Source organism: Klebsiella sp. X1-16S-Nf21 (assembly GCF_002837615.1).
Lineage (GTDB): Bacteria > Pseudomonadota > Gammaproteobacteria > Enterobacterales > Enterobacteriaceae > Klebsiella > Klebsiella variicola.
This window is the reverse complement of sequence record NZ_PJDK01000032.1, coordinates 48709-60512: the sequence shown is the minus strand read 5'-3', so window position 1 is coordinate 60512 and position 11804 is coordinate 48709. Positions and strand designations below refer to the sequence as shown.

The following is an 11804-nucleotide window of genomic DNA, read 5'->3' as shown; positions in this document are numbered from 1 at the left end:
ACGTTCAGATAATCTACTCGTGTCGCAGCAACCGCCCAAAGCCATGAGCACAACCACCTATCACTATGACGACCGCCATCGGCTGGCGCGTAAAACGGTCAATGGCGGCATGATGGCAATGCTTGTTGTCAATTATCGCTACGCGGAAGGGCATTTAAGCCGCATTGCCGACTCGGATGCGACCACGACGCTGCGTTGGGATGAAAAAGGGCGGTGGTTATCCGAGGAAAGAACCACCACGTATAGTACAAAACACCAGTCGCGCTGTTTAGGCTGGGACCCCGAGGGGAACTGTACCGGGGAATATGGCGAGCATGAAGGATACGGCGGAAAAAGCGACGCGTCTCTGCACTATCAGTATACGTATTATCCCCAATGATCGTCAGCGGACGAATGCCGCTGGTGACGCGTCCCGGCGCGGGTTTTCTCCCTCTCCCTGGGGGAGAGGGCCGGGATGAGGGCATCAGGCCGCCCGGATCTTACCCATTCACCAGCGCCAGCGTAAACCCATCCCATCCCTTGATGCCCACCGTCTGCAGCGCGGTGGCAGTGAGCCGCGGGTTATCCCCGATCATTTCGATAAACCGACGCACGCCCTGCACGCGCGCATCATCGCTTTGTCCGTTAATCACTTCGCCATCGCGCACCACGTTATCGCCCACGATCAGCGTCCCGGGGCGCGAATAGTGCAGCGCCCACTCCAGATAGCGAGGATTATTAGGTTTATCGGCATCAATAAAGATCAGGTCGAACGGCTGCACATTCGCGAAATTTTCCAGCGTGTTCAGCGCCGGTCCTTCAATGAGTTCAATGCGCTCGTTTAGCCCCGCAAGGCGGATATTCTGGCGCGCCACCCCGGCATGGCCAGGATCGGCCTCGAGGGTAATCAGCTTTCCGTCGGCGGGCAGCGCGCGCGCCATCCAGATAGCGCTATAGGCGCCGAGCGTGCCAATTTCCAGGATCCGCCGCGCCTGCGTTATGCGCACCAACAGCGCCAGAAGTTGCCCCTGATTGGCCGCAACATCATGTTCAGGTAGCCCGGCGCGTTTGTTGTTTTCCAGTACCTGACTCAGTATGTCATCTTCAGGAATAAGCGAAGAAATCATGAAATTATCGACGGCAGACCACTGTTGTTGCATAGATTGACTCCCTGGTGGTTGTTGCCGGGTAGCGCTGCGCTACACCGGCCTGAATATGGGTTTCTGCGCTCTCCACGGTTGTGGACCGGCGCGCACAGGGGATTCACGCGTTCATCCAGCCGCCTCCCAGCGCCCGGTAAAGATCGATCTGCGCCAGCAGCAGGTTGTTCTTCACCTGCACTACGCTAAGCTGGGTGGAGAACAGCGTTCGCTGGGCATCGAGCACATCCAGATACGAAGAGTAGCCGTTACGGTAGCGATTCTGCGCAATGCGCAATGTTTCCTCCGCCACCGCCACCTGCCCCTGCAGTTCGGCCAGCTGTTCGCCGTAGCGGCTAATGGCGTCAAGGCTGTCATTCACCTCTTTGAACGCGCCGCGCACCGTTTTCTCGTAGCTATAGAGCGCCTGGTTGCGCTGGGCCATGGAGACATCCACCTGGGCATTTAACGCCTGGCGGTTAAGCAGCGGCGCCAGAATACTGCCGCCGACGCTCCACAGCCGCAGCGGGTTGTCCAGCAGGTCCGGCAGTGTACGATCCTGCAGGCTGCCGGTAGCGGTGAGGTTGATAGACGGCAGCAACTGCGCCTGCGACGAGGCCAGGGTGGCATCGGCGGCCACCAGCTGACGCTGAGCCTGTACGATATCCGGGCGGCGGTTGAGTAAGGTGGACGGCAGTTGCGACGGCAGACGCAGCGGAGTGAGCTGGGCGAACTCGCCGCGTTTTACCGCGCCGGGGTTATCACCCAGCAGCACGCTGAGCGCATTTTCCTGCTGCGCAATCTGGTGCTGTAGCGGCGGGATCTGCGCCCGCGTTGAGCGCAGCTCCGAATCTGCCTGCATCAGCTCAAGGCGTGAAGTATACCCGGTTTCAAACTGACGCTTCGCCAGGCGCCACGCGTCTTCCCGTGATTTCAGCGTCTGTTGGGTAACCCGCAGCTGCTCATCCAGCGACAACAGGGTCACGTAGCCGACGGCCACCGAGCTGGCGACGCTTAGATTGGCCGCGGCTGCAGCGGCTTTTTGCGCCTCGAGGCTGGCTCCGGCGGCGCTGGCCGCGCTGCGGTTGGCGCCCCAGATATCAACATCATAGCTGGCGGTCAGGCCGCCTTTGTACAGCGTGCTATGGATCGGCAGGCCGGTGGCGGCGGACTGCGCGCGGGCGCGGGTACCGCTCAGGCTGGCGTCCAGCGAGGGGAAAAGGCTGCTGTCGGCGGCATAGGCCCGCGCCTGATACTCATTCACCCGCTCCCGGGCGATCAGCACATCGCTGTTATAGCGCAGCGCCCGGTCGACATACTGATTGAGCGTGCTGTCATGGAAATTACGCCACCAGACGCCTTCCACCGGGCTGGCAGGGCCAACGTCGGCCCGCCAGGCGGCAGGGATGGTCAGGGTCGGCTGCGCCCGCTGCACGTCGGCGGACTGACAGCCGACCAGCGCCAGGGCGAGGGCAAGGGTGACCGGGCGGATCATGGCTGTTTCTCCGCGCGGGTATCAATGGTCACCTGCACCGACATACCGGGACGCAGGTGTTCGCTGTACTTCTGCCCGTCGTTGACCGTAATGCGCACTGGGATCCGCTGGACGATCTTGACGAAGTTGCCGGTGGCGTTGTCCGGTGAGATGGCGCTGAATTCCACCCCGGTCGCCGGGGAGATGCTCTGCACCTTGCCATGGAAACGCTCACCGTTGAGCGCGTCGACGGTGAAGGTGACCGGCTGGCCGATACGCACCTCGGCAAGCTGGGTCTCTTTCAGGTTGGCGATCACCCAGTGCTGCGGCGGGACCAGCGAGGTCAGATGGGTTCCGGCGCTGACGTAGGCGCCAAGACGTACCGAGATCTGCCCCAGCTGGCCGCCGGTGGGGGCGATGATCTGCGTATTCTGCAGGTCGATCTGCGCCAGCTCGAGGGCGGCTTTGGCGCTGGCCACGTCGGCTTCCAGCGAATCGCGATTGACGATGGTCGATTCACGGTCCTGGCGCGACATCTCCAGCGCCGCTTTCGCCTGTTCAATATCCGCAGCCCCTTGCGCCGCGCTGGCGCGCGCCGAATCACGCTCGCGGATCGACAGCGAACCATCGGCAGTCAGCTCCTGTACCCGTTTTAAATCGGCCTGGATTTTCAGATTCTGCGCGCGGGCGTTTTGCAGCGCGGCTTCATTTTTGGCGATCGTCGCCTCGGTGCTTTTGCGCTGCTGCAGATTGTTGCGCAGCGCGGCCTCCTTCATCGCCAGGGTAGCCTGGGCCTGATGCACCCGCTGCTTATAGATGCGATCGTCTATCTGGAACAGCACCTCGCCCGGCTGGACAATTGCGAAATCTTTGACGTTGACGGCGGTGATGTAGCCGTTGACCTGCGGGCTGATAAAGGTGGTCTGCCCGCGCACATAGGCGTTATCGGTAAACTGGCTATGCCGGGTGAACGGCGGCAGTTGCCAGGCGTAGAGGATCACTAATACGCCGACGAGGCCTATCGCTGCGGCGGTAAAAATGGAGACCACGCGAATGTTGTTCCGGGTGTTGGCCTGTTGTTTGGCCGCATCCTGCTGACTCATAACGACTCCAGAGATGAAATGATGATAATTATTTGCTGCCGGTGGCGCGTTTTAAGGCGATACGGGCGGTCAGTCGTAAGCGAATTAAGCGCCAGAAAACCCACACTAATGTGCCGGCGGAGATGGCCGCCGTCAGCAGGTAGGTGTCATTCCAGGCGAGAATATTGGCCTGCAGCGTCGCGGCGTTTTGCAGCAGGGTGGTGGCCTGAACGTTAAGCAGGGTGCTGTCGCCGATCTGGCTCTGATACATCTGGCTATACTGCTGCAGCCGCTCGACGATCAGCGGGTTCAGGGTGGTGATCTGGTCCGCCAGCTGGCTGGAGTGAAATTTTTCCCGCCAGGTCTGGAAGGTGCCGAGGATCGCCGACCCCAGCAGGCCGCCGATGTTCTGGCTCATGCCGAATAGCACCGAGAAGCTGACCAGGTTACGCGGATCGGCAAACACGCCGCCAATGCCGGCGAGCATCGCCGGGGCCAGAAAGAAGGCGCTGCCGAAGCCGAGTAAAAACTGGCTGAACATTAATTGTTCCGGACGGGTGAGGGCGTTGGACTGGCTGTCGAGCAGCGAGGCTACCATGATCAGCGCCAGGGCGGTGGCGGTCGGCCAGTAGAGCTTCTGCGGGTTGAGCGTCAGACAACTGGCGATGATCCCGCACAGAATGCCGGCGAAAATTGACCATGCGAGGTTAGTCATCTGTTCGTTTTGCAGACCAACGTACTGCAACCAGCCGATGACCCCGGTGTTTTGCTCCGCCAGCACGATGCGGATCAGCAGCATAATCAGGCCGAGGCGTACGATGCTGCCGCTGGAGAGCCACTTGGTATTGAGCAGGGGATTGCTGCGGTTATGCTCAAAGGCGATAGCGGCGACGATCAGCACCACCGCTGCCGCCAGCGACCAGCCGATCCACGGCGCTTCAAACCACCACTCGAGCCGCCCCAGCGACAGCACGGCGCACACCAGCGCCATGCCGGGCGCCAGCAGAAAGAAGGTGATAAAATCCTTCTTCTCGAACACCTTTTTACGATCGCTCGGCGGCAGTTTCAGCGCGATGACGCAGGCCAGCGACACCAGCGCCAGCCCCAGTTCAAAGAAGTAAAGGCCGCGCCATTCATCGATCTGCAGCAGTTCGGTGGAAAAGAGACGCGCCAGCGGAATGGCCAGCGACGAGCCGGTGATGCCGATGGTTAGCCCTTTCAGGCGGTGGCGTGCGGGCCAGGCCTGCACCTGGTAGTAGATCCCCAGCGAGCTGAGCGCTGCGGCCACCATGCCGTGGGCGGCGCGGACCATCATCGCCGAGCTGAGATCGTTGACGAACAGGTGGAAAAAGGTGACCAGCACATAGAGCACCAGAAAGCCTTCGGTAAAGGCGCGCAGCCCAAACTGCTGGCGAAATTTCACCAGCAGCAGGTTGATGGAGACGTTGGTCATGACGTACACCGCCGGCAGCCAGGCGATCTCGGTCGACCAGGCGGCGAAGGTGCCCTGCAGCAGCTGCAGGTTGGCGGTGACCACCGCGTTGCCCAGCGCGCCGGTGAGGCACACCAGCAGGCCGACCACGCCATAGGCGAGACGTTTCTGCGGACTGTGCAGCGGCGTCGAGGGCGAGCCAAGCAGGGCTGGTTTTTCATGCGGCGCCCAGTCATGCGGGGCATAGGGGTTATCCTGGCGACGGGGCATTATTTCTTCTCCACTTCGCGCAGCAGTTTTTCCAGCACCCGCTGAGTTTGCTCCCGCTCCTGCGGGGTAATCGCCGTCAGGATCTCTTCGCGCAGATCGTCCGCCACCGTTTTGACCTGCTCATACAGCGCCATTCCCTGCTCGGTGGCGACCAGCAGCCGCTTACGTTTATCGCTGGCGGTCGTGACACGCTCCACCAGGCCGAGGGCGACCAGCCTGTTGATCAGCGGCACAATGGTCGGACTCTCTACCCCCAGCTCCTGCGCCAGTTCGCTTTGCGACAGCGGCTGTGGCTGGCGGGCAATGGCCGCGACCGCCACCCAACTGGCCTGGCTCAGGCCAAGGTCCTTTAGCCGACGGTTGACCGCCAGCCGCCAGTGATGGGCGGTGAGGTATAAAAGATGGGAGAAGTTAAGCTGTCGATTGTCCATAGGTCGTCTGTCAATATCGTTAGAGCTCTAACGAGTTTATGTCGGGCGACCGCCATAATTCAAGGCGAAGGAAAAAAATTGGTTAACGGTATGTGCGTTTATTGTGGCTAATAGCGATGGGTTAACCCGCGAACCCTCTACTCACTGAGGATGCTCTTATTCTGCGCCATGACCCAGGTGATAAAGGCCCGCAGCGGCACCGGAATATGTTTCCGGCTCGGGTAGTAGACGCAGAAATGGTCGGCAGGATAGTGGTAGTCGGGTAACAAACGGACCAGGCTGCCCGCGCTCAACTGCTGCGTCACCAGCGACTGATAGACAAAGGCGATGCCTAATCCGCTCTCCGCCGCCTGGATCATCGCCGTATCGGAATCAACGACCAGATCGCCTCTGACCGAAACTTCACTGGGCTCACCGCTGGGGCTAATAAACTCCCAACGGTACTTTTCACCGCTGGGAAAACAGCGGTTGATGCAGCGGAAGTTGACCAGCGACTGCGGGGTGTCGGGCTCGCCGGCCTCGCGGATATAGGCCGGGCTGGCCACCGGGATCAGCGACAGCTTCTCGCCAAAGGGGATGGCAATCATATCTTTGGGCACATCCTGCGAATAGCGAATACCGGCGTCAAAACCGGACTCAATAATATTGACTTTCCGATCGGTGGTATACAGTTCGAGCGTTACATCGGGATAGGCGGTTTTAAAGGCAATAAAATAGTGTTGAAAAAACAGGTCAAGAACAATACGCGGTAAATTGACTTTCACCACGCCTTCCGGCGTCAGGCGATGATAATTCAGGCTGTCAACCACCCGGCGATAATCATTGACCACCGGCGTCATATTATTAAGAAATTCCTCACCCACGGTAGTTAATGACAAACTGCGCGTCGAGCGATTCAGCAGGCGTACGCCTAACTTTTCTTCCAGATGATTAATAGCGCTGGTGAGGGCCGGTGGTGAAAGATTTAATGCCCTGGCGGCCTGGCGAAAACTGCCATGTTTCACTATGAGTATTAATATTTCAATTTGTTGCAAATCCGGCAAGGTTTTCATTGTTAATTTCCAGCTAACACCGCGTTCGGAATAGATTAATTGTTATCAATGTAAAAGGGAAGTATATATTTAATAACATTCAGCACGTAAGGAAAATAAGGTGAAAACACGTTATCTCGGAAAAGAGAAGTTCCAGGTTTCCGCATTGGGTCTCGGATGTATGGGAATGAGTTTCGCCTACGGCGGCGCCGAGGAGTCGCAGGCGATTAATACGATTCATGCCGCGGTGGACATGGGCGTGACCTTCCTGGATTCTGCCGAAGTGTATGGTCCTTTCGATAATGAAGTTCTTGTCGGGAAAGCGATAAAAGGTATCCGCGATAAGGTGCAGATTGCCACCAAGTTTGGTTTTCGTATTTTGCCGACCGGCCAGGGACTGGAGCGGATGGCCGGCGTCGACAGTCGTCCGGAACATATTCGCGAGTCAGTGGAAGGGTCGCTGAAGCGGCTGAATATCGAGACCATCGATCTGCTCTATCAGCACCGCGTCGATCCGGCGGTGCCGGTGGAAGACGTGGTGGGCACCATGGCCGACCTGGTTAAAGAGGGGAAAATTCGCCATATCGGACTGTCGGAAGTCTCAGCCCAGACGCTGCGCCGGGCCTGCAAGGTGTATCCGATTACCGCCGTGCAGACGGAATACTCGCTGTGGACCCGCGAGCCGGAGGCCGGTATTCTCAACGCCTGCCGCGAGCTGGGGGTGGGCTTTGTCCCATACAGCCCGCTGGGCCGCGGCTTCCTGACGGGAAAAATCACCGATCCTGGCGTCTTCGCTGAGGATGATTTCCGCCGCAATCTGCCGCGCTTCCAGGCCGAGACCATGCGCAAAAACCAGCTGCTGCTTGAGCGCCTGCAGCAGGTGGCCACGCGCTATGACGCGACCCTTGCGCAGATTGCCCTTGCCTGGGTCATGAGCAAAGGCGAGGATATCGTGCCTATCCCGGGGGCGAGAAAAATTGCCCATCTGCGTGATAATGCCGGAGCCGCCAATATTACCCTCTCTCCTGAGGATATTCTCACCATCGAAGATATTTTCACTCCCGATAACGTCACTGGCTTACGCTATAACCAGGGCGACTTTAACTTAATCGAAAAATAACTCCCTGAATACTATTCTCCCGCCGTCCTGGCGGGAGATGAGGTTACTTATGACTATTGCTGTTTCCCGTTCGGCGGGATTGCCTGCGGCAGTTTATGCGCTTTCCGTGGGCTCATTTGGTATTGGTACCACCGAATTTGTGATTATGGGATTATTGCTTGATGTGGCCCATGATTTTCATATATCCATTACGCTTGCCGCCTGGTCTATTACCGCTTATGCCTGTGGGGTGGTGATTGGCGCGCCGCTCCTCACACCGCTATTAAGCCGCTACCCCAAAAAACCGGCGTTGTTATTTCTGATGATCTTATTTTCCATCGGTAATTTAGGTTGCGGTATTGCCGGTAATATGACCATGCTCATTATTTTCCGGGTAATAACCGCCTTAGCTCACGCCTCATTCTTCGGCATCAGTTCGGTCTATGCCGCGGAGCTGGCGCCGGTGGATAAACGGGCTTCGGCGGTCTCCGCCGTCTTTCTCGGCGCCACCCTGGCCAATATTCTGGGCGTGCCCCTCGGCGCCTGGGTAGGGCAATACCTTGGCTGGCGCTACACCTTCTTTATGGTCACGCTGATTGGCATTCTTTCCGCCCTGGCAGTCATTGCCCTGGTGCCCGGCCGTCAGGCCCAACCGGCGGTGCAGAGTCGGATCCGCGACGAGCTGAAGGTGCTGCGCCATCCGACGGTGCTGCGCAGCCTGCTGATCACCGCGCTCGGGTTTTCCGGCGTCTTCGCCGCCTTTACCTACATTGCGCCCATGCTGAAAACCGTCACCGGGATGAGCGAACATCTCATTCCACCGGTGCTGGTGCTGTTTGGCGTCGGGATGGTCGCCGGGAATCACCTCGGCGGCCGCCTGACCGACGGTGGGGTCCGCCGGGCGCTGCTGCTGACCCTGGCCTTGCTTATCGTCGTCCTGTGCCTCTTTCCGTTCGCCATTCAGACGCTACCCGGCGCCTGCGCGGCGGTGTTTCTGCTGGGGGCGGCGATGTTCTCCACCATTCCGCCGCTGCAGATGCAGGCGCTGGACAGCAGTGAGACCGGCAAAAGCATGGTCTCCTCGTGCAATATCGCCGCCTTTAACCTCGGCAATGCCGCTGGCGCCTGGTTTGGTGGGCTGTTGCTCACCGCCGGCGTCTCCCTCTCGCATATTCCCCTGGCCGGTGCATGCCTGACCGCCAGCGGATTTGTTATCGCTAGTGTGACGTTGTCACCTTTAAAAGGAAGTCAAGCATGAAGTATCGGTATTTAGGTTCCACCGGGCTGTCGGTGTCGGAGCTCTGTTTTGGCGCCATGACGTTTGGTGAAAAAGGGGCCTTCCTCGGCGCGCCGGGACGCAACTGGTCGGAATTCGGCGTGGTGCCTGAGCATACGGCATACGATCTGGTGTACAAAGCGCTGGACGCCGGGATTAACTTTTTTGATACCGCGGACTGTTATAAAAACGGCCAGGGCGAAGAGCTGCTCGGTAACGCGCTGAAGGGGAAACGCCAGCAGGTGATTATCGGCACCAAAGGACGCTGGCAGACCGACCCCAATCCGAACGCGCTGGGGGCGTCGCGCTACCATATTATTAATGCCGTCGACGCCAGCCTGCAGCGGCTGAAAACGGATTATATCGATATCTATCATCTCCACGGGTTCGATCCGCGCACCGCGCTGGAGGATACCCTGCGGACGCTGGATGCGTTGATTCGCGCCGGGAAAATTCGCTACATCGGGGTCTCCAACTACGCGGCCTGGCAGCTGGCGAAGGCGCTGGGGATCTCAGAGCGCCTCGGACTGGAAAAATTCTGCGTCTATCAGGGCTATTACAATATCGCCGCGCGAGAACTGGAGCATGAGATTATCCCGCTCAGCGTCGATCAGAACGTCGGCATCACCGTCTGGAGCCCGCTGGCCGGGGGCTTCCTCACCGGTAAATACCCTCGCAATCAGGCGTTTCCTGAGGGCAGTCGGCTGGCGAACGCCACCCCGTTTGAGTCGGCGCCGATCGCCAATCGCGAACAAGCCTGGCAGACTCTGGAAGTGATGCAGGAGATTGCCCGTCAGCGCAACGCCAGCGTGGCGCAGGTGGCGCTCAACTGGTTGCGTACCCGCCCGGGGATCACATCGCTGGTGATCGGCGCGACCAAACTCGCCCAGCTGGAGGATAACCTGGCGGCACTGAACTGGACGCTGAGCGACGAGGAGGCGGCGATCCTCAACAGCGTGAGCGAAAAAGAGAAGCCTTATCCCTACTGGCATATCTGCAATGTCGCCGGCGATCGCCGTCTGGCCGACGATATCTACCCCTAACTCACCCTGCACCCAGGCAACACGCGTATGCCCCCCTGGGGGCATACAGAGAGGCTCGATCGTGAAAAAAGTACTCATTGTTGGCGCCGGCCCGGTAGGGTTAATCATTGGCTGCTATCTGAATAAGTATGGAATTGATTTTGATATTATTGATAAAAATACACACAGCACCACCTGGTCCAAAGCGCTGAGCGTCAGTCCGGCGACGATTAAAGCCTTCCACGGCTTAGCCCTTGCCGGGGAGCTGACCGCCCAGGGCAAGCAGGTTCAGTCAATTTACGCCTGGTATAAAAACCGCAAGTTTCTGCATATTGATAACCGCCATCTCCCCACCTGCTATCCCTTCCATGTCAGTATCCCGCAGCCGCGGACGGAGAAGATCCTTGAAACGGCGCTGGCCGAGGCCGGTCAACTGGTGAAACGCGGACATCAGCTGGTCTCCTGGCGGCGGGAGGAAGGGCGCTATCACGTCTCTCTGCTCGACGATGCCCGCCGGGCCTGTTCCGCTACTTATGACTATATTATCGGCGCCGACGGCGCGGCCAGCACCGTCCGGGAGCTGGCCGGGATTGGCTTTAGCGGCCATGATTACCCGCTGCATTTTGTAATGGCGGACGTGCAGTTCGCCAGCGCGGCGACGCTCCCGGGAACCTCTTACTATATTGACGAGCTGGGCTTTCTGATCTTTCTGCCCATGCCGGACAATCAGGTCAGGATCGTGATTAAAAGAGCCGGTCGATTACCGTCGCCGCGTCCGGTGCCGGATCTGCAGGAGATCAACGTGGCGCTGGCGCGCTTCTGCCCCGAGGTTCCTCCGGCGCAGGCGCTGACCTGGTCCTCCAGCGCCAACTTCTATAACCGGATCGCCGATGACAATCTGCAGCACAATATCATGCTGGCAGGCGATGCTTTCCATCTGTTCAGTCCGATTGGCGGGCAGGGGATGAATACCGGTATTCAGGATGCGATTAACCTGGCCTGGAAGCTGGCCTTTTACCTGCATGGCGTCGCCAGCGACCGGCTGCTGGCATCCTATCGCACCGAGCGCTTCGCCGCGGTGAGCGGCGTGCTGCATGCCACCGATCACGATACCGGCCTGATTGCCGGTCTGGTGCCGAAAAATCATATCGACGCGGTCTACTTTCCGGAGTTTTGCAATCGTCACTATTATCGCCACCAGCTGCCGCTGCAGTACGCCGGCTTTGCCGCGCCGCAGAGCGCTCACCCGAACGGCCTGATGGGCCACCATGTCCCGTGGTACGTCTTTACCTCGCCGCAGGCGAGGTTTCGCAACAGTTATGACGCCTTCGCCAGCGGTAAGGTCGTGGTCTTTTCCGCGCGCGTCGACTGTCCTCCCTTATCCCGCCTGAAACCTGGCGGCTGGTTTATATTCTGCGCCCTTGACCCGGCGGACGAGGCGTTTCTCGAGGCGCTACAGATTGGCCGCGATGACTATGCGGTGATCAATCCCGATGGCTATGTGGGCTTTACCGGCAGCGAAGCCGGGACATCGCAGTATCTTTCCTCGCTCTACGTAATGGAATAATC

The 11804-nt window shown here is 59.1% G+C and carries 9 protein-coding genes and 2 pseudogenes; 5 read left to right on the top strand and 6 right to left on the bottom strand.

Features of this window, described 5'->3' with window-relative positions; all coding sequences use genetic code 11:
- Positions 1 to 379: pseudogene (locus tag CW267_RS15975) on the top strand (hypothetical protein); the annotation flags it as partial.
- A 100-nt stretch (positions 380 to 479) separates the two neighbouring features.
- Here CW267_RS15975 and CW267_RS15970 read toward each other — a convergent pair.
- The 6 genes and pseudogenes from CW267_RS15970 to CW267_RS15945 all read right to left on the bottom strand — a co-directional run bounded on the left by CW267_RS15970 (position 480) and on the right by CW267_RS15945 (position 6859).
- Positions 480 to 1139: an O-methyltransferase gene (locus CW267_RS15970; protein ID WP_032754220.1), complete on the bottom strand. Its 660-nt coding sequence runs from the start codon at positions 1137 to 1139 to the stop codon at positions 480 to 482.
- Between the two features lie 103 nt (positions 1140 to 1242).
- The gene (locus CW267_RS15965; protein ID WP_100781175.1) at positions 1243 to 2613 is read right to left on the bottom strand and encodes an efflux transporter outer membrane subunit; all 1371 of its coding nucleotides are present in this window, start codon (positions 2611 to 2613) and stop codon (positions 1243 to 1245) included.
- Positions 2610 to 3695 carry an HlyD family secretion protein gene (locus tag CW267_RS15960; RefSeq protein WP_100781174.1) on the bottom strand — a complete coding sequence of 362 codons (1086 nt, stop codon included), beginning with the start codon at positions 3693 to 3695 and terminating at the stop codon, positions 2610 to 2612. The genes CW267_RS15965 and CW267_RS15960 overlap by 4 nt, the downstream gene beginning before the upstream one ends.
- 28 nt (positions 3696 to 3723) lie before the next feature.
- Positions 3724 to 5376: pseudogene (locus CW267_RS15955) on the bottom strand (MFS transporter).
- Positions 5376 to 5807, bottom strand: coding sequence for a MarR family winged helix-turn-helix transcriptional regulator (locus tag CW267_RS15950; protein ID WP_008805105.1), 432 nt, complete (start codon positions 5805 to 5807; stop codon positions 5376 to 5378). The pseudogene CW267_RS15955 and the gene CW267_RS15950 overlap by 1 nt, the downstream one beginning before the upstream one ends.
- 137 nt (positions 5808 to 5944) lie before the next feature.
- Entirely contained in the window at positions 5945 to 6859 is a 915-nt protein-coding gene (locus tag CW267_RS15945) for a LysR family transcriptional regulator (RefSeq protein ID WP_023322523.1), read from the bottom strand.
- A gap of 100 nt (positions 6860 to 6959) precedes the next feature.
- On the opposite strand from CW267_RS15945, the gene CW267_RS15940 reads away from it, so the two are divergent.
- From CW267_RS15940 to CW267_RS15925, 4 genes are all read left to right on the top strand, one after another.
- Positions 6960 to 7958, top strand: coding sequence for an aldo/keto reductase (locus CW267_RS15940; protein WP_032732908.1), 999 nt, complete (start codon positions 6960 to 6962; stop codon positions 7956 to 7958).
- A gap of 49 nt (positions 7959 to 8007) precedes the next feature.
- Positions 8008 to 9195, top strand: coding sequence for an MFS transporter (locus tag CW267_RS15935; RefSeq protein WP_008805102.1), 1188 nt, complete (start codon positions 8008 to 8010; stop codon positions 9193 to 9195).
- The gene (locus tag CW267_RS15930; protein ID WP_008805101.1) at positions 9192 to 10256 is read left to right on the top strand and encodes an aldo/keto reductase; all 1065 of its coding nucleotides are present in this window, start codon (positions 9192 to 9194) and stop codon (positions 10254 to 10256) included. Before CW267_RS15935 ends, CW267_RS15930 begins: the two co-directional genes overlap by 4 nt.
- 61 nt (positions 10257 to 10317) lie before the next feature.
- A complete protein-coding gene (locus CW267_RS15925; RefSeq protein WP_046622571.1) occupies positions 10318 to 11802 on the top strand; it encodes an FAD-dependent oxidoreductase in 1485 nt (494 codons plus the stop codon).
- Positions 11803 to 11804 lie beyond the last annotated feature (2 nt).